General features: G+C 53.0%; 23 protein-coding genes. 14 read left to right on the forward strand and 9 right to left on the reverse strand.

Going from position 1 to position 22,981, the window contains the following annotated elements; all coding sequences use genetic code 11:
* Window positions 1–47: 47 nt before the first annotated feature.
* Genes rng through U740_RS01010 form a run of 5 tightly spaced genes read right to left on the reverse strand, consistent with a single transcriptional unit; the run spans window position 48 to window position 4,585 of the window.
* Window positions 48–1,511, reverse strand: a complete 1,464-nt coding sequence (rng, locus tag U740_RS00990; protein ID WP_036858500.1) for a ribonuclease G — start codon at window positions 1,509–1,511, stop codon at window positions 48–50.
* Window positions 1,508–2,101, reverse strand: coding sequence for a Maf family protein (locus U740_RS00995; protein ID WP_036858501.1), 594 nt, complete (start codon window positions 2,099–2,101; stop codon window positions 1,508–1,510). The genes rng and U740_RS00995 overlap by 4 nt, the downstream gene beginning before the upstream one ends.
* Before the next feature lie 43 nt (window positions 2,102–2,144).
* Window positions 2,145–2,654: a rod shape-determining protein MreD gene (gene mreD, locus U740_RS01000; protein WP_051921098.1), complete on the reverse strand. Its 510-nt coding sequence runs from the start codon at window positions 2,652–2,654 to the stop codon at window positions 2,145–2,147.
* On the reverse strand, window positions 2,641–3,516 hold the full coding sequence (mreC, locus tag U740_RS01005; RefSeq protein ID WP_327078599.1) for a rod shape-determining protein MreC: 876 nt from the start codon (window positions 3,514–3,516) through the stop codon (window positions 2,641–2,643). Before mreC ends, mreD begins: the two co-directional genes overlap by 14 nt.
* A 34-nt stretch (window positions 3,517–3,550) precedes the next feature.
* Window positions 3,551–4,585 carry a rod shape-determining protein gene (locus tag U740_RS01010; RefSeq protein ID WP_036858503.1) on the reverse strand — a complete coding sequence of 345 codons (1,035 nt, stop codon included), beginning with the start codon at window positions 4,583–4,585 and terminating at the stop codon, window positions 3,551–3,553.
* Between the two features lie 242 nt (window positions 4,586–4,827).
* Here U740_RS01010 and gatC point away from each other — a divergent pair, with 242 nt between their 5' ends.
* From gatC to U740_RS01050, 8 genes are all read left to right on the forward strand, one after another.
* Window positions 4,828–5,115 (forward strand): Asp-tRNA(Asn)/Glu-tRNA(Gln) amidotransferase subunit GatC, encoded by a 288-nt coding sequence (gene gatC, locus U740_RS01015; RefSeq protein ID WP_036858504.1) that lies wholly within the window; start codon window positions 4,828–4,830, stop codon window positions 5,113–5,115.
* 15 nt (window positions 5,116–5,130) lie between these two features.
* The gene (gene gatA, locus U740_RS01020; RefSeq protein ID WP_036858505.1) at window positions 5,131–6,585 is read left to right on the forward strand and encodes an Asp-tRNA(Asn)/Glu-tRNA(Gln) amidotransferase subunit GatA; all 1,455 of its coding nucleotides are present in this window, start codon (window positions 5,131–5,133) and stop codon (window positions 6,583–6,585) included.
* Window positions 6,585–8,048, forward strand: coding sequence for an Asp-tRNA(Asn)/Glu-tRNA(Gln) amidotransferase subunit GatB (gene gatB / locus U740_RS01025; protein WP_036858506.1), 1,464 nt, complete (start codon window positions 6,585–6,587; stop codon window positions 8,046–8,048). The genes gatA and gatB overlap by 1 nt, the downstream gene beginning before the upstream one ends.
* A 28-nt stretch (window positions 8,049–8,076) precedes the next feature.
* Entirely contained in the window at window positions 8,077–8,370 is a 294-nt protein-coding gene (locus U740_RS01030) for a PA4642 family protein (protein ID WP_036858507.1), read from the forward strand.
* A gap of 240 nt (window positions 8,371–8,610) precedes the next feature.
* Complete coding sequence (locus tag U740_RS01035; RefSeq protein WP_036858508.1) at window positions 8,611–9,894, forward strand: DUF2254 domain-containing protein; 1,284 nt, start codon at window positions 8,611–8,613, stop codon at window positions 9,892–9,894.
* A 389-nt stretch (window positions 9,895–10,283) separates the two neighbouring features.
* On the forward strand, window positions 10,284–11,093 hold the full coding sequence (locus U740_RS01040; RefSeq protein ID WP_152556762.1) for a hypothetical protein: 810 nt from the start codon (window positions 10,284–10,286) through the stop codon (window positions 11,091–11,093).
* Window positions 11,094–11,315: 222 nt separating this feature from the next.
* Window positions 11,316–11,801: a L,D-transpeptidase family protein gene (locus U740_RS01045; RefSeq protein ID WP_036858510.1), complete on the forward strand. Its 486-nt coding sequence runs from the start codon at window positions 11,316–11,318 to the stop codon at window positions 11,799–11,801.
* 29 nt (window positions 11,802–11,830) lie between these two features.
* Window positions 11,831–12,832 (forward strand): L,D-transpeptidase family protein, encoded by a 1,002-nt coding sequence (locus U740_RS01050; RefSeq protein ID WP_051921100.1) that lies wholly within the window; start codon window positions 11,831–11,833, stop codon window positions 12,830–12,832.
* A 5-nt stretch (window positions 12,833–12,837) separates the two neighbouring features.
* Here U740_RS01050 and U740_RS01055 read toward each other — a convergent pair whose 3' ends face one another.
* Window positions 12,838–13,113, reverse strand: coding sequence for an Lpp/OprI family alanine-zipper lipoprotein (locus tag U740_RS01055; protein WP_036858511.1), 276 nt, complete (start codon window positions 13,111–13,113; stop codon window positions 12,838–12,840).
* A gap of 227 nt (window positions 13,114–13,340) precedes the next feature.
* Here U740_RS01055 and U740_RS01060 point away from each other — a divergent pair, with 227 nt between their 5' ends.
* The 6 genes from U740_RS01060 (at window position 13,341) to U740_RS01085 (ending at window position 20,299) form a co-directional block, all read left to right on the forward strand.
* On the forward strand, window positions 13,341–14,393 hold the full coding sequence (locus U740_RS01060) for a T6SS phospholipase effector Tle1-like catalytic domain-containing protein (protein WP_051921101.1): 1,053 nt from the start codon (window positions 13,341–13,343) through the stop codon (window positions 14,391–14,393).
* 142 nt (window positions 14,394–14,535) lie between these two features.
* Window positions 14,536–15,264: a ZIP family metal transporter gene (locus tag U740_RS01065; RefSeq protein WP_036858513.1), complete on the forward strand. Its 729-nt coding sequence runs from the start codon at window positions 14,536–14,538 to the stop codon at window positions 15,262–15,264.
* 114 nt (window positions 15,265–15,378) lie between these two features.
* Window positions 15,379–16,464, forward strand: coding sequence for a calcium/sodium antiporter (locus U740_RS01070; protein WP_036858514.1), 1,086 nt, complete (start codon window positions 15,379–15,381; stop codon window positions 16,462–16,464).
* An 85-nt stretch (window positions 16,465–16,549) separates the two neighbouring features.
* Window positions 16,550–16,867: a quaternary ammonium compound efflux SMR transporter SugE gene (gene sugE / locus U740_RS01075; protein ID WP_036858515.1), complete on the forward strand. Its 318-nt coding sequence runs from the start codon at window positions 16,550–16,552 to the stop codon at window positions 16,865–16,867.
* 237 nt (window positions 16,868–17,104) lie between these two features.
* On the forward strand, window positions 17,105–19,222 hold the full coding sequence (locus U740_RS01080) for a TonB-dependent receptor plug domain-containing protein (protein ID WP_152556763.1): 2,118 nt from the start codon (window positions 17,105–17,107) through the stop codon (window positions 19,220–19,222).
* A gap of 477 nt (window positions 19,223–19,699) precedes the next feature.
* On the forward strand, window positions 19,700–20,299 hold the full coding sequence (locus tag U740_RS01085; protein WP_036858517.1) for an HD-GYP domain-containing protein: 600 nt from the start codon (window positions 19,700–19,702) through the stop codon (window positions 20,297–20,299).
* Between the two features lie 71 nt (window positions 20,300–20,370).
* On the opposite strand, the gene modC is transcribed toward U740_RS01085, so the two are convergent.
* The 3 genes from modC to modA are packed head-to-tail and all read right to left on the reverse strand — an operon-like array spanning window position 20,371 to window position 22,939.
* Window positions 20,371–21,444 (reverse strand): molybdenum ABC transporter ATP-binding protein, encoded by a 1,074-nt coding sequence (gene modC, locus U740_RS01090; RefSeq protein ID WP_200877013.1) that lies wholly within the window; start codon window positions 21,442–21,444, stop codon window positions 20,371–20,373.
* Entirely contained in the window at window positions 21,441–22,127 is a 687-nt protein-coding gene (gene modB, locus U740_RS01095; RefSeq protein ID WP_036858519.1) for a molybdate ABC transporter permease subunit, read from the reverse strand. The genes modC and modB overlap by 4 nt, the downstream gene beginning before the upstream one ends.
* Before the next feature lie 44 nt (window positions 22,128–22,171).
* Entirely contained in the window at window positions 22,172–22,939 is a 768-nt protein-coding gene (gene modA / locus U740_RS01100; protein ID WP_036858520.1) for a molybdate ABC transporter substrate-binding protein, read from the reverse strand.
* Window positions 22,940–22,981: the final 42 nt, after the last annotated feature.

A 22,981-nucleotide genomic window follows, 5' to 3' on the forward strand; every position in this document is an offset into this window, starting at 1 on the left:
AATAAATAAAAATCCGGGATGCCAGCTGACCTACCCTGTACAACCGACTATACGGGGATGATGTCATACTGTTCCTGGTTGTACATTGTCTCCACCTGAAACTGGATCGATCGACCAATATATTTCTCGAGACCAGCTACATAATCCGACTCTTCATCCAGAAGCCGCTCTATCACCACTGACGCCGCCAGTACCAGAAATGACTGACACTCAAACGTGCGGGCCTCACGGAGAATTTCCCGCAGCAGATCATAGCAGACCGTCTCCACCGACTTCAGTGTCCCCCTGCCATCGCAGACCGGGCAGGCCACACAGAGCGTATGCCCCAGACTGGTACTGATCCGTTTGCGAGTCATTTCCACCAAACCCAGTTCAGACACGGTGACCACAGCAGTTTTGGCACGATCACGGGACAGCGCCTTCTCCAATGCCCGCATCACCTGACGGCGATGTTCTGCATCCTGCATATCAATAAAGTCGATAATGATAATACCGCCCAGGTTTCTCAGCCGCAGTTGACGCGCAATACTGTAAGCTGCCTCCAGGTTGGTCTTGAAAATGGTTTCCTCCAAATTGCGATGACCGACAAAGGCACCCGTATTAACATCCACGGTAGTCATTGCCTCGGTCTGTTCAATCACCAACGACCCCCCGGATTTCAGCGAGACTTTTTTGTCCAGCGCACGACTGATTTCATCTTCGACACCAAACAGATAAAACAGTGGCCGTTCGTCCGTATAGTACTCGATCATCGAGGTCAAATCGGGATTGAACTGCCGGGTAAACACCAGCAGCTTGTTGAACACCTCGCGGGAGTCCACCCGGACCTTCTCGACCTGTAATTGCCCCATGTCCCTGATGGCCCGAAGGTACAAGGGCAGATCCTCATAAACAATCGCAGGTGCGACAACCCCTTTGGCGGCTTTTTCCACAGAGACCCAGAGCTGCTGCAAAAACACCACTTCGCGACTCAGCTCGGAACCCTCAACCCCCTCTGCCGAGGTGCGAATAATATAGCCACCGGTGCTATCGGATTCCACCAGTATGGTGTCGAGGTCAGAGCGCAAACGCTGCCGCTCCTGCTCATCGGCAATGCGCTGCGAAACACCCACGTGATCCACGTTGGGCATGTAGACGAGCAACCTTGAAGAGACAGTCAAACGGGTAGAGAGACGGGCCCCCTTGGTGCTGATCGGATTTTTAATGACCTGCACCAGCAGTGACTGGCCCTCGCGAAGGTAGAGGCGGATATCCGGGGCACTGTTACTACTGGCATTTGTTTCCGGGCGAAGAATATCGTCCACATGTATAAACCCGGCCTTGTCGAGCCCGATATCGACAAAAGCCGCCTGCATACCGGGAAGCACACGCACCACCTTGCCTTTATAGATATTGCCAACAGGCCCACGGCTCAGGGTGCGCTCAATGCTGACTTCCTGCAGTACGCCATTTTCCACGAACGCTACCCGTGACTCCATCGGCGTGATATTGACCAGAATTTCCGTGCTCATGTATCCCTCCACCAGGCGATATCGAAGGCCTGGAGCAACTGACAGGTCTCTGCAAGCGGCAAACCCACAACACTTGAGTAACTGCCCTTAATTGCTGTCACGAAAACCCCGCCAAGTCCCTGTATGGCGTAAGCGCCGGCCTTATCTACCGGTTCACCCGTCTGCCAGTATCGCTCACACTCTTCTGGTGACAGCGTTCTGAAAGTGACCTGTGTTTCCGTGCAACTCAACAATTGCCGTTCCCCCAACACCATGGCGACCGCAGACAATACCCGATGTGTGGTACCCGACAGGCGGCGCAGCATGGATAAGGCCTGCTGCCGGTCTGCAGGTTTACCATAGATGTCCGGCCCAACGACCACCGCCGTATCGGCACCCAATACGGGCACACCGGATAATGGGCTGACAAGCCAGCCCGCTCGCGCTTTTTGCAGCGCAATCCGCTGTACATAATCAACGGCAGGCTCGCCGGGGAGAACGGATTCATCCACGTCGACCGGCGCGATGAGAAACCGGCAGCCGATCTGGCGCAACAGGTCGGCCCGCCGGGGAGAAGCGGAGGCAAGTACAAAATCAGCCTGTAATTGCATAGTCAAATCGCCAGTCGCAACAGATTACCCGGGGGCAACAGAGTCAGGGGCCGGGAGAAATCTCCTCTTCGCCCCAGCGGGTCCAGTGCAGACGGCTTAACACGATCACAAGCACTGGCCAGAACAACATGGAAGATACTGCCGGGGCAAGCCGCACTGTGCCCTGCCAGTCGAAGCGGAGTATCAGGGTCAGCACATAAACCAGACATTGGCTCAAAGCTACCAATAACAATACCAGTATGGCCTGATGCACCAGCCTGAAATGTCGCATACGTTGCTGCAACAACAGCAGAATACACGCGCAAATGGCAAACACCAGTGCATGTCGGCCAATCAGATCACCAATGACAAAATCGAGCGCCAGTCCGCACAGCCAGGCAAAACCGATCCCGTGCAAGAGCGGACGACGAAACAACCAGTAACAGACTGTCAGCAGAACAAACTGGGGCCGCCATTGGGCGGCAGCAGCGGAGAGAGGCAGCATCTGCAGCAGAATCGCAATCAGTATGGTCAACGCACTCCAGACATAAACTGATGGACTATCTTGTACCATCCCGATCCTCTCCCAGTGTCTCAATAGCGGAAAACACCAACAGCAGATGCCGGCTGCGATCGATTTTTGCCGAGGGCGTCAAGGTCACCTCCAGATAAGCCTGGCCCGGCAACACCCTTACCGAAGTGACAGTGCCCACCGGGTAGCCAGACGGAAAACGTCCTCCCAACCCGGAACTGACCAACTGATCGCCTTCCTCTATATCTGTACTATTGGCCACATAGCGAAGAGACAGTTTGTTGTAATCACCCATGCCCTCGACAATCGAGCGCACACCGTTGCGCAACACCTGCACGGGCAGTGCATGGGCACTATCGGTAATCAGCAACACCTTGCTACTGCTGCGGTAAACCTCAATCACCTGCCCCATCAGGCCATCGGCGTCGAGCACGGGCTGACCCACGTAGACATCGTGATCTTCGCCACGGTCGATCATAATAGTGTGGCGGGTCGGGTCGGGTGTAACCCCGACCAACTCGGTTACCATGACACTGTCCTGCAGCATCTCGGTAGCGTTCAGCAGGTTGCGCAGCCGCACATTTTCTGCGGTGACTTCCGCCATCCGCTGCATGCGGGCCTTGTAGATCAGCAGCTCGGTGCGCAGCTGTTCATTGTTTTCTTCCAGCTCCCGCCTCGCCACCACCGTTTCCTGCCCGTACTCACTCAGGCGGGCAGGGATGTTCGACACCCAGTAAAGGGGCACGGTGACTTCTGCCAGCCACCGTTGTGCGGGCTTGAGCCATGGGGTAAAACTGTCGACAAACAGGAGAATCAGCCCAAGGGCTACCAGTAACAGTAAACGCTGTACAGGTGACGAGCTTTTGGAAAACAGATTCTTGATAGCAACACCCCGTATTGTTATTGATGATCTGGGGTCAGAACCAGTAAGTACCCTGTCAGGATGACATCACATCCATACTGCGCTTGTCCATCATGTCCAGCGCCTTGCCGCCACCGCGGGCCACGCAGGTCAAAGGATCTTCAGCAACAATTACCGGCAGACCGGTTTCGTGGATGATCAACCGGTCCAGATCACAGAGCAACGCACCACCGCCCGTCAGTACGATACCGGTTTCGGCAATATCCGAGGCAAGCTCTGGAGGTGATTGTTCCAGCACCCGTTTAACAGCCTGGACAATGGCTGCCAGCGGCTCCTGCAGGGCTTCAAGAATTTCGTCGCTGTTGAGCTGAAACTGTTTTGGCACACCTTCCGCCAGATTCCGGCCGCGCACATCAATCTCACGAACCTCACTGGCCGGGTAGGCACTGCCAATTTCCATCTTGATACGCTCAGCCGTGGTGTCACCAATCACGCTGCCATACTTGCGACGCACATAATTGCTGATTGATTCATCAAATCTGTCACCACCAATGCGGATCGAATCCGAGAACACCACACCGTTCAGGGACAGAATGGCAATTTCAGTGGTACCACCACCGATATCCACCACCATGGAACCGCAGGCCTCATCCACCGGCATACCAGCACCGATCGCAGCGGCCATCGGCTCCTCAATCAAGAATACCTCCCGTGCGCCGGCACTGTAGGCAGACTCGCGAATGGCGCGCTTCTCCACCTCGGTGGCCATGCAGGGCACACAGATCAACACCCGGGGGCTCGGTGGAATCAGACTGTGGGAATGTACTTTCTTGATAAAATGCTGGAGCATTTTTTCAGTGACCTGAAAATCGGCGATAACCCCGTCCTTCATCGGTCGGATAGCGGTAATATTGCCCGGCGTACGACCCAGCATGCGCTTCGCTTCGACACCCACAGCCTCGACAATTTTCTGACCCTGGTGATGACGGATAGCTACAACGGAAGGCTCGTTCAGAACAATGCCTTTTTCGCGAACATAAATCAGTGTATTTGCGGTGCCCAGATCGATCGACAGATCATTTGAAAAAATACCGCGCAATCTTTTTAACATCTATTTTTACCTTGTTGGCCATTTTAGTCCGGTACAGGGTGACCGATGGCGCTGAAATCTGGCAACTCTACCAATCGCGACAACACAGGGCAAGATTTAAGTCCTTGATCCCCGTACAAAATCACTATCCGAGCACTCCTTCAGAGTACCCCTGCGGTTGCGGATGTGGTAACTTACGCCCCTCATTTTGTCAGACCAAAATCAGGCACTGACCGTCTCTGTTAACAGCGCAGAATCATACCATGACTATCGAACGTGCAGACATCGAAAAGCTCGCAGAATTGGCGCGCATCGAACTGAATGATGCCACCATCACGGAAACCACCCGCAGTATCGCGGACGTGCTGGCACTGGTAGACCAATTGCAGGCTGCCAATACCGAGGGCGTCACCCCGATGGCCCACCCCACCGACGCGATTCAGCGCCTGCGGCCTGACGTGGTCACCGAAACCAACCAGCGCGAGGCATTTCAGGCCATCGCCCCCGCCGTCGAAGGGGGCCTTTACCTGGTTCCCAAAGTCATCGACTGAGGACGCTCGCAAGCCATGCATAACAAAACCCTCGCAGAGATCATTGCCGGCCTGAACAGCGGCGCCTTTTCCAGTGTGGAAATCACCGGCCACCTGCTGAACCGCATCCGGCAACTGGATCCACAATACAACAGCTTTATTACCGTGACTGCCGAGGCCGCGCTGGCCAGTGCCGAAGCCGCCGATCGACAGCGCGCCAGTGGCAGCGCACCGCTGTTCTGCGGCGTGCCGATTGCGCACAAAGACATCTTCTGCACCAACGGCGTGCGCACCAGTTGCGGCTCGAAAATGCTCGACAACTTTGTGCCGCCCTACGATGCCACCGTGGTAGAGAATTTTGCTCAGGCCGGCGCGGTGATTCTCGGCAAAACAAATATGGACGAGTTCGCGATGGGCTCTTCCAACGAAACCAGCTATTACGGCCCGGTCAAAAACCCCTGGGACATCAACTGCGTACCCGGCGGCTCTTCCGGTGGCTCCGCTGCAGCACTGGCTGCCCGTCTGACCCCCGGCGCCACTGCCACCGATACCGGTGGTTCGATTCGCCAGCCAGCAGCACTTTGCGGTGTCACCGGCCTGAAACCCACCTATGGTCGGGTATCCCGCTGGGGCATGATTGCTTTTGCCTCCAGTCTCGACCAGGCAGGTCCGATGGCCCGCACCGCCGAGGACTGCGCACTGATGCTCAATGCCATGGCCAGTTTTGACCCGAAGGACTCCACCTCGATTGACCGCGAGGTACCGGATTACACCGCCAACCTCAATCAGCCACTGAGCGGCCTGAAAATCGGCATACCGAAGGAGTATTTCGGCGAGGGCCTCAACCCCGGCACCGAACAGGCGGTGCGCGAAGCGCTGACCGAATACGAGAAACAGGGTGCCACCCTGGTGGATATCAGTCTGCCCCATTCTCACCTGGCGGTACCCGCCTATTATGTGATTGCCCCGGCGGAGGCCTCCGCCAACCTGTCCCGCTTCGACGGGGTGCGCTACGGCTATCGTTGCGAGGACCCAAAGGATTTGCGCGACCTCTACATGCGCACTCGCGGCGAAGGCTTTGGCGACGAGGTGAAACGCCGCATTCTGGTGGGCGCCTACTGCCTGTCGGCGGGTTATTACGATGCCTACTACCGGAAGGCCCAGCAGGTGCGCCGCCTGATCAAACAGGATTTTGTCGATGCCTTTGCGATGGTGGATGTGATTATGGGGCCTACTTCGCCCTCGCCCGCTTTTGCGTTTGGCGCAAAGGGGGACGACCCGGTAGCCATGTACCTGGAAGATGTCTACACCATCGCCACCAATCTGGCGGGCCTGCCCGGCATGTCCCTGCCCTGTGGCTTTGTGGACAACAGGCCGGTGGGCTTGCAAATTATCGGCAACTATTTTGACGAGGGCCTGATGTTGAATGCAGCACACCAGTTCCAGCGGGCCACCGACTGGCACCAGCGCACACCGGAGGGCCTTGAATAATGCAATGGGAAACCGTCATCGGCCTCGAAGTCCACGTGCAACTGGCCACCCAATCGAAAATCTTTTCCGGCGCCAGCACCGCCTTTGGCGCCGAGCCCAACACTCAGGCCTGCGCCATCGACCTCGCCATGCCCGGCACTTTGCCGGTGCCCAATGAACAGGCATTTCGCGATGCCATCATGTTCGGTCTGGCCATCGACGCAGACATCGCCCGCACATCGATGTTCGAGCGCAAAAACTATTTTTACCCGGATCTGCCCAAGGCCTATCAGACCACCCAGCTGGAAAAGCCCATCGTCGGTCGTGGCCATGTGGACATCGAACTGGCGGACGGCAGTAAGAAATCCATCCGCATTCACCACGCCCATTTGGAAGAAGACGCAGGAAAATCCCTGCACGAAGGCTCTTTTGAGATACACGGGCACGGCATGACCGGCATCGACCTCAACCGCGCCGGCACACCGCTGATCGAGATCGTCTCCGAACCGGATATGCGCAACGCCGAAGAGGCGGTGGCCTTTGCCCGCAAGCTGCACAGCATCGTCACCTCCCTGGGTATCTGCGACGGCAACATGTCACAGGGCTCCATGCGTTTCGACGTCAATATATCCGTACGCCCCAAGGGCAGCGACACCTTCGGCACCCGCACCGAAACCAAGAACCTCAACTCCTTCAAGTTCATGGAAGATGCCATCGCCATGGAAGTGGAGCGCCAAATCGACCTGATCGAGGACGGCGACAAGGTCATTCAGGAAACCCGGCTCTACAATGGCGACACCAAACAGGCTCGCGCCATGCGCAGCAAGGAAGAAGCCAACGACTACCGCTACTTCCCCTGCCCGGACCTGTTACCCATTGTGTTCGAAGACGACTATATCGAGCAGATTCGCCAGTCCCTACCGGAACTGCCGGATGCCCGCCGCGACCGCTTTATCGAGCAGTACGGCCTGTCCCGCTACGATGCCAACAGCCTCAGCGGGGATGCTGCCGTCGCGCAATTCTTTCAAACCGCTGCCGCTGGCAGCGATGCAAAACTGGCCGCTAACTGGATCATGGGTGAACTGTCTGCACGGCTCAACGCCGAGGACAGGGCCATTCAGGACAGTCCGGTCAGCGCCGACCAACTGGCGGGCATGATTGCGCGCCTCAAAGACGGCACCATCTCCAGCAAAATGGCCAAACAGGTGTTCGACGCCATGTGGAATGGCGAGGGCGACGCCGACGGCATCATCGAAGCCCGCGGTCTGAAACAGGTCTCCGACAGCGGTGCCATCGAGGCACTGGTGGACGACGTCATTGCCAACAGCCCCCAGCAAGTGGACAACTACCGCAATGCCGACGTCACCAAGCGACCCAAAATGCTCGGCTACTTTGTCGGACAGATCATGAAAGCGTCCAAAGGTCAGGCCAACCCGCAGCAGGTCAATGATGTGTTGCTGGAAAAACTCAACGCCCTTCTCTAACGATCAACCAATATACAGAACCTTTTTTATGGCACTAAAAAAAGACAAGCGCAAAGTACTCGGCGAATTTTTCGACGACGAGCGTATTAAGACCTTCCTCGACTTCGAACCACCGGAGGGCGTCGATGCCGACTTCCATGTGCTGGAAAAAGCCTATCGGGGCATGAACATCGAAAACTTCGAAACCTTTATCAAATTCTTCCTCGAGGATGACCGCAACCTCAATGCCACCAACTCCGACGGCAAAACCCTGTTAGAAGTGGTCAGCCAGCACCGTCTCGGCGAGGACTACGCCGATGTCCTGAAAGCCAACGGGGCATAACAAAACGATGTATGATCGCATGCGACACCGGCAATGCGGCCGCTTACGGGGAAGCCGTCACTATGCACAAACCAGAAATCCCACCCACTCTATCCTGAGTACTGGTTAAAAAAATTTGTGCTTATAGAAAAGCAGCGACCCTCCGAGCTTGTTTCATAGCGATATAAAAGAGAAAGACAATTTGAACGCTTTCAATAATAAACAACCTGATAAAATTGCTATTGTAGTTGTGTCTTATTTATGACCAAAGGGTCAGGGTCCAACTCAGAAACTACTAATACAGCCAGATTCTATCTTGCTCGGCTACGGGAAAGCCTCTGGTTTAAACCGCTGATAAGCTGCCTATTGTCTCTATTCGCAGCGCTTGTCGCGGGACTGGCTGATCGTTTTGCACCGATACAATCCTTACCAAACGTTAGCTCAGAATCTATTGAAACTCTGCTAGCGATCACAGCGGCGAGTATGCTCATTATTGCAGTGTTCGCCGTGGGCTCAATGTTGTCGGCCTATGCATCCGCCAGTAACTCGGCAACACCCCGCTCATTTCCCCTAGTAGTTGCTGACGACGTATCACAAAATGCACTCTCTACTTTTATCGGCGCATTCATATTCAGCATCGTCGCCTTGAGCGCGATACTCAACGGGTTTTATTCGCAAGCGGGTCGGCTCATCCTGTTTCTTATTCTGATTTTTGTATTCGCTCTTGTTATTCTCAGTTTCGTGCGCTGGGTTGATCGAATAGCAAGACTTGGCCAGATGGACAATACGATCGACAAGGTGGAAACCGCAACTTATGCTGCATTAAAGCTTCAGGCTCAGCAACCAACAATGGGCGCGGTGAAGGCACCTGCCACTCTCCAGGGAACCCCCATCTATTCAGAGACCGTCGGCTACGTACAAAATATTGACGTAGCAAAACTACAGCAGCTGGCTGAACAAATTGACATTACGATCATTGTCTCTGTACTCCCGGGCACCTTTGTCACCCCAGGTAAACCTCTGGCGTATATCGCGCGGCAAAACACCCTCGAGAGAGATGTCCCCCCCGAGACTGTCACCAAAGCTTTTGTGATCTCCGATCAAAGAACCTTTGAGTCGGATCCTCGTTTTGGCCTGATCGCCCTGTCTCAAATCGCCAGTCGAGCCCTGTCTCCCGCTGTGAACGACGCAGGCACTGCTATCGACATCATCGGAACTCTGGTCCGTCTTTTCGTGCGTTGGGCACAGGCCTCTGAAAAAAACGACCATAGCTCCATCAAATACGATCGCATAGCGATCCGGGAAATCTCACTGGATGACATGTTCGATGATGCCTTCAATGCGATTGCTCGGGATGGAGCACCTGCAGTCGAGGTAGCTATTCGCTTGCAGAAGGCATTCCATGCTCTCACTTTAATTGGGCATGAGGAGATACGACAAGCCGCGATTAGGCACGCGAAAGTCGCCCTAAGGTACGCAGAGCAATCCCTGACATTACCGGAAGAACTCGAAGCCGTTCAGTCTGTTGCCGTAGTTGAGCATTAGGTTATTTATAGTGGAGAAGTCGATGGAATTTATGTCTACAAATACTTCGGCAGGCCTGATTTTCAGACTGTCCTTTCCACTCTGCTAAACTCCCGTCCAGACTCGCCACCCAACCAAGCCTTTTCAAAATGCAACGTGCCGCGATAACTCAGGCAATACCATCCAGGCGAGGGAATCATGGCCCATTTCGTAATACGTTCTGGTTATGCCGCTCACCATCAATTTAACTTGATCTGTGGATCAATAGTGGCGATCCAACACTCACTTTAATGGATACCTTCAAAGGAGAGATACTGAAAAAAGAAAAGGTTCGTAACGATTTTTTTAAACCATATTCACCGCCAGACTGATCAAAATTTATTTACTCCGACCCTTTTGATAGCCAATACTTGATTCAACCCAATTCTTTGGAATTGTTTATGGACAACCCAAACTTGGCAAGCCCGCCTACTATTCAATCTGTTCTCTCTTTCTTTGGACGTCTGTGGCCGCGTATTGTCGGATTGCTGATAGTTTTCAAGGTCATGATTCCGCTGTTGATTTTGCTGGTGTTGTTGGTCGGTAGCTGGAAAATCATTGGCGGCATTAATACCGAAATCGAACGGGCAGGCAGGGCGCTTGAACCGAAAATTGAGTTGGCGAAAGATGAAATCAAAAAAATTCGTGAGGAAGGCCGACGCATTGCCGATGAAATCGTGAAAATCAAAAATCAGGGTGGCGAAGCCGCGGAAGAAATCAAACGCTCGATTGAACCTATCCGTCAGTCGCTGTATGCCATCAGCGGTACCGTAGGCGCAATTTCGAAAACATTAGAATCAATTTTGAACGGCATGATCAAGATCATCAACCGCATTCCGGGTGTGAAGGATATGCAGCGGATTAATTTACCCGATATAAATGTTCCGGGTTTTCATTTGCCAGATATCGATATTGATGTCGATCTGACCTTTAACATGGCAGCAGTTGAGGCGCTCAAAGCCGCCACCGAACAAATTGCCGCCGAGGCGGAATCGATGTTAAACACAATCGTAAAAATCTGGACAGCCTGGTGGTGGACGGTCACCACGATATTTTATTTGATCGGATTCTGGATTCTGCTGGCTCTGGCCGGCAATGTTGCCCGCAGCTGGCATAAGTTTTTAATCGGCACGCGGTTACTGATGGGCAGATCGCAGGATGCAAGTTTGCAGATGCTTTAGATATTTCGCTAAAGGGGTCGTAACGGTTATTTTCACCGCGAGACTGACACGCTGTATTTTTAGTGGTCAACTTATCCCGAATCAGTAAAATTTGATGCTATTACCCCGAAACCAAATATCCTTGATCTAGAATAATCGTTACGGTCTCTTTAATTACCAATTGATCGCCTATTCGCAGCCAGTATTCACAGCAGAACAGCACTTGGGGCAAATTTACCTATCATGTACAAAGTTTTATTAATCGGCTTGCTGGTTTGCCAGCTGGCCATGTCTGATGAGCGGTTTCTTGCAGACAGCGTGCTGGTCGATAAGTCAGAGAGAAAGCTCTACCTGCTTCGGGATGGTATCAAATACCGGGAGTATTCCATCGCTCTGGGGCCAAGACCGCGCGGGCACAAGCTGCATGCTGGGGATGAGCGGACACCTGAGGGGCGTTATATTCTGGATTTCAAGACTGAAAAAAGTGATTTTTACAAGGCCATTCATATTTCCTACCCTAATGAGCAGGATACCAAGCGGGCTTTGGCCATTGGGGCTGCTCCGGGAGGTTCGATTATGATTCATGGGATGCCCAATAATACGACGTTACCTCCCGAGCTGATTCAGATGTTCAACTGGACCGATGGCTGTATTGCAGTGACCAATGCGGATATGGATGAAATCTGGCCGGCCATTAAGCCGGGAACACCTATTGATATTCGTCCCTAATGGCAGCTTGGCGGCCAATTCAGGTAACAATGACAAGCGCCAGGGCCTTTGGTCTCCTGTTAGTTGCTTTTTGTTGCCTGCCCTGCCTGGCTGAGAATCGGCATATCCTGACATCAGAGACAAATACGGACCTGGTGGGCAGTAACAGCAGCACCTACATATCAAGAGAAGAGACGCTGATTGATATCGCAGTACGACATCAGTTGGGATACAACATGATCCGCTCGGCAAATCCGGATGTCGACGCCTGGCTTCCAGATGACGGTAGCAAAGTATTATTGCCGTTCAGTGTTATTTTGCCGGATGCGCCACGCAAGGGCATTGTCATCAATACAGCGGAGATGCGTCTTTATTTTTACCATAGGGATGAGCAGAATCACAACACCGTGACGGTTTACCCTATCAGCGTGGGTCGCAGGGACTGGGCGACACCGCTGACTGAAACCCGCATCACCCTGCGAGTTGAACAGCCATCCTGGTATCCCCCCGAAAGTATCCGTGCGGAACACGCTGCCCGGGGAGATTTACTCCCTAAAGTCGTTCCCGCTGGCCCGGACAACCCTCTTGGCGACTATTTGCTGGCACTGGATGTTCCCAGTTACTTTATCCACGGTACGAACAAACGTTTTGGTATTGGCATGCAAGTCACCCACGGCTGCATTCGGATGTACCCCGAACATATTGAAGAACTCTATAACCTCGCGCCGGTTAATACGCCTGTCACTATCGTCAATCAGCCCTATAAAATTGGCTGGAAAGACGAAAAGCTCTATCTGGAGGTACATCACCCACTGGAGCTTGATGGCGTGGTACAGGAGGAAAACCGAACAGGGGTTGTCGATAAGCTGACATCGATGCTGGAGAAACAGCCGGAGGTTCTGATTGACTGGAACAGGGTCGATATTGCAATAACAAAAGCTACGGGTATGCCCGCACTAGTGGGAATACAGCCACATTCATTATCAGATTTTGAGTATTACCGAAATCATATCCGGTCAGACCACTCAAACCGACCGGATATGATTGAGTAAATGGACTACTTTTCCATTGCCTTTTTAAAGGCCCGGTCAATTTTCTCGTTGGCTTCGTATGCTGATGTTTTTGCTTCGTCAGCGGTACTTTGGGCATTGGCAGCAGCTTTATTTGCAGCATCAGCTGACCGCTGGGCATCGGCGGCTGCCCTGCTTGCTTCTGCAGCTGAACGCTGAGCTTCCTGCGCCATTGCCCTGACCTCATCTACCGATGAGTTACTTGCACAACCAGTGACCGCCACCACCATCAAAACAGGTAAAAACTTTACTAAAGATTTCATGAAGCTCTCCTTACTGAAGAAAAAACAAGTCAGATCTACACGGGGGTTATTACTTTCAAAGTATGGATGCAGGATTTACCAGTTGCAAACCCTGTTACTTATCAACTTGATTTGAATTAATTATCAGGTTCATATTCATGGTGTACTGACACAAGACACACATATTGGCTACAGAGGCACTGCCACGCAAGTGGTGAAGCCCCCTTATTGCGACGGCAGGAAACCCTATGGCAAAACAACGACTGATTATGCTGTTCGACGGGACCTGGAACGATCCCGAAGATCAAACAAATGTTTATCGTATCTCGCGCTGCCTTCATGATTATGATAGCGATATACGACAACGCTTTTTCTACAGCGCCGGTGTTGGCACATCGAAGCTGGAGCGTTTCAGAGGGGGCGTGTTCGGTTACGGTCTTAGCAAAAATTTGCTGGCGGGATACGAGTGGCTTGCAAAACGCTACACCGATGGAGAGGAAATCTGGATATTCGGTTTCAGTCGTGGAGCCTATACGGCAAGAAGTCTCGTTGGGTTAATCCGCAAATGTGGGTTACTGCATATCGTCACCCCGGGCTTGCTGGAAAAAGCTGAAAGTATCTACCGGGACGAGGGTCTCTCTCCAGATGCTGACGTCTGCAAGGATTTCAGGGAACGCTACAGCCGAAGTCCGAGGATCCACTTCATCGGCGTATGGGATACCGTCGGCGCACTGGGAGTACCCGGCACGGTCCTTTCCGAAAGGGGGAAGTACTCGTGGCACGATACCGAACTCTCCAGCATTGTGGATTATGCCTACCATGCGGTTGCACTGGACGAACACAGGGCGGCCTACGACGTACCACTGTGGACAAGTGCCGATGGAAACAAAAAACAGCGCAATCTGGAGGTTGAGCAGCGCTGGTTTATTGGCGCCCACGCGAATGTGGGCGGTGGCTATGGTACCAAGGATTCACTTGCCGATATTCCGTTGCAATGGATTCTGGAGAATGCTGAAAAAGCAGGGCTGAAGCTCGATCCATTCAAGGCTCCCGACGATGCATGGCAAACCGAGCCAAAAGACTCCTTCAAGGAATTTCTGAACGGCGCCTACGCGTGGTTCCGCAAGATCAAAGGCGAGGGGGATGGCCGGTTCTGCAGAAGATATTCCGAGGGTATAAACGGACACCCTGCGGTCAACATTTCGGTTGACAACAGTGTCTGGAACCGCTGGAAAGATGGCAGGTTTAACTATCGACCACGCACCCTGACCGATGCAAACCAGCGGCCTCCGGAGCAATAAGTTGCAACCTCGTCTTGGCCCGAGGGAGCCACTCCCACATTATTATTGATGTGCGGACCAGCGGGGCATCGGACCCTGCTTCTGCATCGCAGCAATTCGAAACGACGACTTAACAACTGTCGCTTGGCCAAATGGACATCATATGGACATATCACTGGTTTCAACCATTATTGTTCTTAGTACTGCCGCCGGGATTTGTATCCCCGTAGGTGGACTTATCGCGAGTTTCGAGCATATTCGACCCAATTGGCTCGAACAGGAATTTCGACATTTTCTGATTGCCTTCGGTGGCGGCATTCTTCTGGGGGCCGTTTCTGTCGTTCTGGTTCCAGAAGGAACCGCATTTATGAGTGATTCTGTATTTTCAATTCCTGTCGTCCTCGCCGGTGGTATCACGTTCTTCCTCATTGAGCGATTACTCGATTTGAGGCGGAGGGACTCTCCCCAATTGATGGCAATGGTCCTGGACTACGTCCCCGAAGCCATCGCATTGGGAGGGCTAATCGCTCTGGGGTCACCCGTTGCTCCGTTGCTGGCATTGCTGATTGGCTTACAAAACCTGCCAGAAGGATTTAATGCCTACAGGGAGCTTAAGTCTCAAAACAACACCTCCCCCAGAAAAACGTTGCTGACAATGAGCCTCCTGGTTCCAGTAGGACCGCTGGCGGGAATTACCGGTTATTCATTTCTCTCGGAGCACGAACCCATCATGGGGGCAATCATGCTATTTTCAGCTGGCGGCATTCTTTATCTGATCTTTCAGGATATCGCGCCACAATCGCGACTGAAAAAACACTGGGCACCACCTCTTGGAGCTGTGTTTGGGTTTTGCTTTGCACTGTTTGCTGAAATGTTGACCCACACCGCTTGATAAGCCTCTGCTCGCACCTGGCCTATCAGATCAACTTTTCATTGAGGAATGACGACCAGTTTTACGCCACGCAAACCAACCCTCTGAGGTCAGTTACACAAATTTGAGGTCGCTATGACAATTCTACTGTTCATCGTTGGTCTGGTGTTCCTGATTATCGGTGCGGAAGCGCTGGTACGGAGTGCATCCCGTCTGGCGGCTGTTCTCGGTATCTCGCCACTGGTGATCGGATTGACTGTCGTGGCATTTGGCACCAGTTCACCCGAATTGGCGGTAAGCATTAAATCAGCGCTCTCCGGCCAGGCAAGTATTGCCGTGGGTAACGTTGTTGGCAGTAACATTTTCAACGTCTTGTTTATTCTTGGTATTTCAGCACTGATTGTGCCACTGGTCGTAGCCCAACAACTGGTACGACTTGATGTGCCCTTGATGATAGCTCTCTCTGTTATTGTTTTGATCCTGTCGCTGGATGAGAGCTTCAGTCGTATAGATGGCCTTATGCTGGTGATGGGCCTCATTCTCTATGTCTGGTTTTTGATTTCCCAGAGCCGCAGAGAAAGCGTCGAGGTAAGAGACGAGTACGCCCGGGAGTTCGGGAGCAAGGGCGCTGCAAAAGGCTTCTGGGGTAAAAACCTAGGCTTGATCTTTGGTGGTCTCATACTATTGGTACTCGGCTCCCGCTGGCTGGTCGGAAGTGCTGTGGCCTTTGCCCAATATCTGGGCGTCAGCGAACTGGTTGTCGGCTTGACGATAGTTGCTGCGGGCACATCCCTGCCAGAAGTGGTTACCTCTGTGATTGCCGCCCTTCGTGGAGAACGTGATATTGCCGTTGGCAATGTTATCGGTAGCAACCTCTTCAATATTATGGGGGTTCTTGGGCTTGCGAGCATTATCGCGCCAACCGGCATCGATGCTTCACCTGCCGTGGTTGGATTCGATATACCTGTCATGATCGGGGTAGCGTTGGTGTGCCTCCCTATATTTTTTACAGGTGGCGTCATCAGCAGGAAAGAAGGTCTGTTACTGCTGGGGTACTATGTAGCCTACACACTGTACCTGGTCCTGACCGCATCTCACCACGATGCTTTGCCACAGTTCAGTGCAGTTATGTTGTATTTAGTCATGCCGCTAACCGCTGTCACCCTGTTTTTTGTAGCGCTACGGCAAATACGCAGCAGGAAAAGACGTCCGACAGAATAATGTCCTGCGATACTGCTTCACATCCCTGCCGATGAAAACAACACCCTGCATTCAAACGGGTACGGCTCCACATGCGAGGTATTAAATGAACTGGTTTATTTTGTTTGTTGCCGGTCTTCTCGAAATCGGCTGGGCTATCGGGTTAAAGTACACAGAAGGCTTCACGCGACTATGGCCAACGGTGGGAACAGTGATTTCACTAATTGTCAGCTTTGCCCTGCTCGGCATTGCCATGCGGTCACTACCTGTGGGAACGGCGTACGCGGTCTGGGTTGGTATCGGTGCCGTTGGTACAGCGATTTTGGGGATATTGCTGTTCGGCGATTCCGCCGATTTGCCGAGAATACTCAGCCTTTGCCTGATTTGCGCCGGTATTGTTGGCCTCAAACTTACCCATGCCTGACAACCGATTGAAAAATCTGGACTTTTAGACCCATGGCATCTACGCAGATGACGCCGCCAGCTGGTTCGGCATCGGCCCTCCATTCTATTAGCACTTAATGTCGGCGCCCGGCAAATAACTCCTGACTGTTAGACGTTTCTGCTACCTTTTGCCTGCGTCAATTTGTCGCATGTTCTGTTTTTCGTCCGTCTTTTAGAATAGCGCTCCTTTTGAGGCTTCACTAAGGAGTGGCTTGTTTTGACTTTCATCTATTCCCGCGTCATGAAACGTTCTATTTTCCATGCTGTACTGGCCACCAGTCTCCCGGTCTTTTTGCTGGCATCTTCATACGCTGAGGAGACTGTAGAAGAAATTATCCTTATCAAGCCTCAGCAAACGATGCCTACAACAACGGGCGACGCCACCAGTTTATTGGGCGATCAGGGTGTCGATTTTTCTGCTGCCGGTGGTATTTCCCAGTTACCCAGCATTCGCGGAATGAATGGTGATCGGGTTAAAGTACTCATTGACGGCGGTGAAATTACTTCTGCCTGTGCAAACCATATGAATCCCCCGCTTTCGTATATGGACGCCAGCCGTATTTCATCGACGACGGTCCTGAGTGGCATTACCCCTGTCAGTATGGGTGGCGACAGTATCGCCGGCACAATTTCAGTCGATTCCCGCAAACCCGCCTATTCTGATTCCGACGAACTACTTATGCAGGGTTCTATTGGTGCCATTTACGAAAGTAATGGGCGGCACCACGGCGAATACTTAAACGCTACCATCGCCAACAGCAATCTGAGCCTGGGTTACAGCGGGAGCCTGGACCGCTCCGACAGTTATCGCGATGGCAGTGGCGACAAAGTTCTTGATACGCTCTATCGTTCAGAAAATCACGCCATTACCTTTGGTGCCAGAGGTGAAGTTCAGGAGCTCGTCCTGAAGCTCACCCACCAGAAAGTACACTATCAAGGCTTTCCCAATCAGTACATGGACATGGTAGGCAATGAAGGTGACGGCGTTATTGTCAACTACCTCCACGATTTTAGCTGGATGAAACTGGATGTCCTGTTTAGCTGGAATGATGTCGAGCATGAAATGGGATTTTTCACCGAGGAGAAGACCGGCACGATGCCCATGTATACCGAGGGCAAGGACATGGGTTACGTCCTGAAGGCAGAATTCCCACTGTCAGAGCAACACACATTGCGTATCGGTAATGAATACCACAAATTTGAACTCGACGACTGGTGGCCTGCTGTGCCCGGCTCAATGATGATGGGCCCCGATGACTATATCAATATCAATGATGGCGAGCGCACCCGCTACGCGCTGTGGGCTGAGTCAGAATATCGGATCAACACATCCTGGACAGCTCTCTACGGTATTCGCTACGAGCATGTCATTACCGATACCGATGATGTGCAACCCTACAACACCATGCCGATGATCATGATGAGCCCCAACCTCGATGCACCGGCTGCAACTGCATTCAATGCTCGCAATCACAAGCAGGTTGATGACAACATCGATTTAACCCTGCTGTTCCGCTACCAGCCAACGTCCGAGGATACTGTAGAGTTTGGCTACGCACGCAAAACCCGCTCACCCAACCTCTATGAGCGCTATACATGGGGCAGAAACACCATGGCAATGACCATGATTGGCTGGTATGGCGACGGCAATGGCTATGTGGGTGATATTGACTTGGATCCGGAGACTGCGCATACCCTGAGCGCTGCCTATAGCAAAAAGGCTTCGGATAACCGCTGGGAATACACCATCAGCCCCTATTACACATACGTGGATGATTTTATTGATGCTACTCAGATCGGTACATTCAATCCGAGAATGGTAATGTCCGTTACACGACCCAGGTTGCAATTTACCAATATCGACGCCGAGTTTTACGGTCTGGATGCAAATGGTTCCCGCCTTCTTTCCCAATCTGGCAAGTGGGGCACCGTGAACCTGAAAGCCCGGGCGTCCTACACTCGAGGTAAACGCAAAGACGGCCCGGAAGACCTTTACCACATCATGCCACTTAATGTGAAAATCGCTTTGGAGCAGTCTTTTCAGCAGTGGGCCAATACTATTGAATTGGAGTGGGTCGATGAAAAAGACAACGTAGACCGGGTTCGTCTGGAAAATAAAACGGCCAAATATACCCTCCTGAACATATTCACCCAATACCGCTGGCATAACACCACGCTTAATTTTGGGGTACGTAATCTGCTGGATGAAAGCTATGACCTGCCTTTGGGTGGCGTAAGTCTGGCCCAATGGCGTGATGACGGCATGACGGGGCCCTTTGAATCACTCCACGGTCCCGGACGCTCTGCAGAGATGGGAATTCGTTACGATTTCTAGCAAGGCCTTTCAATCAACATCCCCCCAACAGGGGGCACATCTTGCCCTCTGTTGGCCTGTCGCCACGTCATTTCCCCTTTTTGCAATATTGGAGTCATAGCTCCCACCAGGCCTGCACGAATCGACTCGCAGAGATACTGCCCCTTGAGGGCATGCCGCGAGGCGCTGAGCGGATAACATAGAGGATACTTGGTTTAGTGCTTTATATACCCACCCATCGGCTCTAAAGACCACGTAGCTCCCAATTCGCGGAGCGGCCTTGACACTCTAACCACTTGTTCTAACATAACTTTTAAGCCCGCTGTAAATGCAATTTACACTGCGGGCGCCCATATGGCTTACGGGAAAAGCCTTACAGGTAGATGGAAGAGTCCTGGCGACAACAGACCGAACACGGCGGCCGTTTTATCGTTGCAGCTGTGTTGCTACAAAGCGTCGGATACTGGTGCGTCTGGCCACGCAAGTCAGGAGGACATTATGAATGATTTAAGTCTGACCAACCCCTTTCGATCTCTCATTACCGCCCTTGAGAAACGGGATGAATACACGGCTGGCCATGATCAGCGAACGAAGCTGATTGCGCTGGATATTGGAGAGCAATGTAGCCTGGAAGCCAAGGAGCTGACGATCCTCAAAATTGCGGCGTCTGTACACGATATTGGCAAAATCGGGATTCCCGATCGAATTTTACTAAAACCCGGGCGCCTTGATGCAGAAGAATGGGAGGTGATGAAGACCCATCCGGAGCACGGGTTTCTGATTCTCAACACTGTCGAATCACCCTATGCAGAGTCGGTGGCCAACGTGGTTCGAAACCACCATGAAGCGTTTGATGGAAGCGGATACCCGGACGGCAAATGCGGTGAGGACATCCCTGTTCTCTCGCGCATCATCGCACTGGCGGATTGTTACGATGCGATGGCCACATCCAGGCCGTATCGCCCAGGTAAACCGCACGGCTTTATCATGAAGGTCCTCCACGAGGACAGTGAATACAAATACGATCCCTATTTGCGCGAAAAACTCGTAACTTGCCTCGAAAATAGTCCACTCCGCGCTCAACAGTCAGAAATTTAGGGGTATATTGACGTACCTATATAGTCGGGAAATGAATGTCACCCTGTCGCCTTCCCCTATGGCATAAAATATCACTCCAGTAACGCCACCGATTTGATCAGCATATAGAGCGACTTCCCCGCCTCGAGGCCAAGCTGACTGACTGCCCTCAAGGTCACTTCTGCCAGCACCAATTGTCCATCCGCAGTGCGACAGGCCACCACACAGCGGCTGTCTACTGGTGGATCGATACGCTCAATGGTCACTAGCAGATGATTTTGGATACTGATGTGATGCGGATCGCCCAGGGACAGACTGACATCACGGGCGCGAATAAGTATCCGTGTGGACCCTGAACCACAGGCCTGCCCCGCCCGGGGTATCCACAGCCGGGCTTCGGGGGGGCCGAAGGGTCTGACGCCATCCTCTCCGGTCTCGCCCAGAGTTCCCTCCAAAACCGAAACAGCACCGGCATCATCAAATAGTGGCGAGTCCGGACGCGCCAGCGACTCGTGTAGCGTTTCGATGTGCTGGATGAGGCCATTCTGCAGGAACACGATCCGGTCCGCCAGACGTTCGATCTCATCCGGGGAGTGGCTGACCATAATGATAGGCACACCGGACTCGGTTGCCATACGACCAAGAAATGGCATGATCTCACGCCGGGTCTGGGTATCGAGTGCCGCCATTGGTTCATCGAGCAGTAACAGCTGTGGACTGATCAGCAAAGCCCGTCCCAAGGACACTCGCTGGCGCTGGCCACCCGACAATTGATCTATGCGGCGGCCAAGCAGATCTTCAATACCCAGCATGGCGGAAACTTCAGGCAGATGCAGTCGTCGTAATCGCGCCGGAGTTCGCTTGTAGCCATAGAGCAGGTTTTCCTGCACTGACAAGTGCGACAACAGGCTGTGCTCCTGAAAAACCAGGCCGATACGCCGCCTGTGCAGCGGCACGAACTGTCTTCCCTGCTGCCAGTGCTGGTCGCCAAAGCTCACCTCAGCCCCCCTGATTCGCTCCAGTCCGGCGATGAGACGCAGCAAAGTCGTCTTGCCACAACCAGAGCGGCCAAACAGCCCGGTCACGCCCTCAAGAGGCCACTCGTGATCTACCTTGAGCTCAAAATCTCCGCCATAACGCAGGTGAGCCTGAATACGAAGCATCATACCCGGACGATCTGAAAGTGACGGGTAAGGCTGTACACCACGAACAAAGTGGTGAAGGCAAAGATCAGCAGCATCAATGAAAGACTGTGGGCAGCCTCGTAGTTCATGGCTTCGGCATGATCGTAGATCAATACCGACAACACCCTGGTTTCACCAGGTATGCTGCCACCGAGCATCAGGATAACGCCAAATTCGCCCATGGTATGGGCGAAGGTCAATGTGGCCGCCACCACAAAACCGCTGCGAGTCAGTGGAAAAATCACGGTACGAAAACGATCCAGTGCACCGGCGCCGAGACTGCTGGCCACCTCCACTGGACGCCTCCCCAGATTGCTGAAAGCTTCGGTCAGCGGCTGCACGGCAAAGGGCATGGAGTAGAGAATGGACGCAATCAGAATACCCTCAAAAGAAAAGGCGAGGTGATCTAAGCCCAGGCCCTCCAGCATTTTGCCCACAATCCCCCGTGGCCCCATCGCCACTAGCAGATAAAAGCCAAGCACGGTGGGCGGCAGCACCAGAGGCAGGGAGACAATCGCCTGCACCACATTCCTACCACGGGAACGGCCCTTTGCCAGCCACCAGGCAAGCGGGGTTGCCAACACTAACAAAATTATCGTGGTGTACAGGCACAGCCGGAGAGTGACATCGATGGCTTGCCATTCCGCGGGGCCGAGTGCATACATAGGATTTCCTCACGACCAGAATCGGGCAGCCCGATGGTGTTTGTTTACTCCGGTATCACAAACCCGTAGCGGGTCATGACGTCGTGTACTTTGTCGGTCGCCATAAACGCGGCAAACGCCAACGCTTCGGGCTTGTTACCGCCACGCCTGGTGACCACATAGCCCTGGGTCAGCGGATTGTGCAGCGTATCGTCAATCAGGTAGTGATCATGCCTGGCCAGGTCGGGAAACTTTGCCAGAGACAGGGCGATGATGCCCACCTGTGCAGCGCCGGATTCAGTCATCTGGGCGGTGTGCGCAATGTTTTCGCCGAACACCAGTTTGCTCTGCACAGCGTCCCACACACCTGTCGATTGCATCGCCTCTTTCGCACGCAGACCGTAGGGAGCATGCGAGGGCTGGGCAATGGCAATGCGGGTAATCGCCTCTGAAGTCAGGTCTTCAAGGGTAAGGTCGGCGGCGTTCAGGATGTTGCTCCAGATCACAATCCGGCCAATGGCATAGACAGCCGGTTCAGTGGTTGTCAGGCCCTTATTCCTGAGTTGCTGGGGGAAGGCGATGTCGGCCGAAAAGAAGATATCGTAAGGTGCACCGTTAGTGATCTGCGTGGTCATTTTCCCCGATGAGCCGTAGATAACCTCAATGGCGACATCGGGACGCACCTCACGATAGAGGTTCACAATGTCATCCAGTGCATAACGCAGATCAGAGGCTGCCGCGATACGCATGGGCTCGCTGGCATGCATCGCGGAGGTCAACAACAGAAGAGTCAGTATCACAAGCAACCGACCCGGTTTTTCGAATAGGGGCATTATCGATCTCCGAGCAAGAATTGGTGTGATTATGCTGTGGCC

The organism is Porticoccus hydrocarbonoclasticus MCTG13d (assembly GCF_000744735.1).
Taxonomy (GTDB): domain Bacteria; phylum Pseudomonadota; class Gammaproteobacteria; order Pseudomonadales; family Porticoccaceae; genus Porticoccus; species Porticoccus hydrocarbonoclasticus.

Coding starts and splice junctions, on each gene's coding strand:
- modB (WP_036858519.1), bottom strand. CDS start 22,127: ATGTATGCACTCGGCCCCGCGGAATGGCAAGCCATCGATGTCACTCTC.
- U740_RS01070 (WP_036858514.1), top strand. CDS start 15,379: ATGACAATTCTACTGTTCATCGTTGGTCTGGTGTTCCTGATTATCGGT.
- sugE (WP_036858515.1), top strand. CDS start 16,550: ATGAACTGGTTTATTTTGTTTGTTGCCGGTCTTCTCGAAATCGGCTGG.
- modA (WP_036858520.1), bottom strand. CDS start 22,939: ATGCCCCTATTCGAAAAACCGGGTCGGTTGCTTGTGATACTGACTCTT.
- U740_RS01050 (WP_051921100.1), top strand. CDS start 11,831: ATGACAAGCGCCAGGGCCTTTGGTCTCCTGTTAGTTGCTTTTTGTTGC.
- U740_RS01030 (WP_036858507.1), top strand. CDS start 8,077: ATGGCACTAAAAAAAGACAAGCGCAAAGTACTCGGCGAATTTTTCGAC.
- U740_RS01045 (WP_036858510.1), top strand. CDS start 11,316: ATGTACAAAGTTTTATTAATCGGCTTGCTGGTTTGCCAGCTGGCCATG.
- mreD (WP_051921098.1), bottom strand. CDS start 2,654: ATGGTACAAGATAGTCCATCAGTTTATGTCTGGAGTGCGTTGACCATA.
- gatA (WP_036858505.1), top strand. CDS start 5,131: ATGCATAACAAAACCCTCGCAGAGATCATTGCCGGCCTGAACAGCGGC.
- rng (WP_036858500.1), bottom strand. CDS start 1,511: ATGAGCACGGAAATTCTGGTCAATATCACGCCGATGGAGTCACGGGTA.
- U740_RS01065 (WP_036858513.1), top strand. CDS start 14,536: ATGGACATATCACTGGTTTCAACCATTATTGTTCTTAGTACTGCCGCC.
- gatC (WP_036858504.1), top strand. CDS start 4,828: ATGACTATCGAACGTGCAGACATCGAAAAGCTCGCAGAATTGGCGCGC.
- U740_RS01055 (WP_036858511.1), bottom strand. CDS start 13,113: ATGAAATCTTTAGTAAAGTTTTTACCTGTTTTGATGGTGGTGGCGGTC.
- gatB (WP_036858506.1), top strand. CDS start 6,585: ATGCAATGGGAAACCGTCATCGGCCTCGAAGTCCACGTGCAACTGGCC.
- U740_RS01035 (WP_036858508.1), top strand. CDS start 8,611: ATGACCAAAGGGTCAGGGTCCAACTCAGAAACTACTAATACAGCCAGA.
- U740_RS01010 (WP_036858503.1), bottom strand. CDS start 4,585: ATGTTAAAAAGATTGCGCGGTATTTTTTCAAATGATCTGTCGATCGAT.
- U740_RS00995 (WP_036858501.1), bottom strand. CDS start 2,101: ATGCAATTACAGGCTGATTTTGTACTTGCCTCCGCTTCTCCCCGGCGG.
- modC (WP_200877013.1), bottom strand. CDS start 21,444: ATGATGCTTCGTATTCAGGCTCACCTGCGTTATGGCGGAGATTTTGAG.
- U740_RS01085 (WP_036858517.1), top strand. CDS start 19,700: ATGAATGATTTAAGTCTGACCAACCCCTTTCGATCTCTCATTACCGCC.
- U740_RS01060 (WP_051921101.1), top strand. CDS start 13,341: ATGGCAAAACAACGACTGATTATGCTGTTCGACGGGACCTGGAACGAT.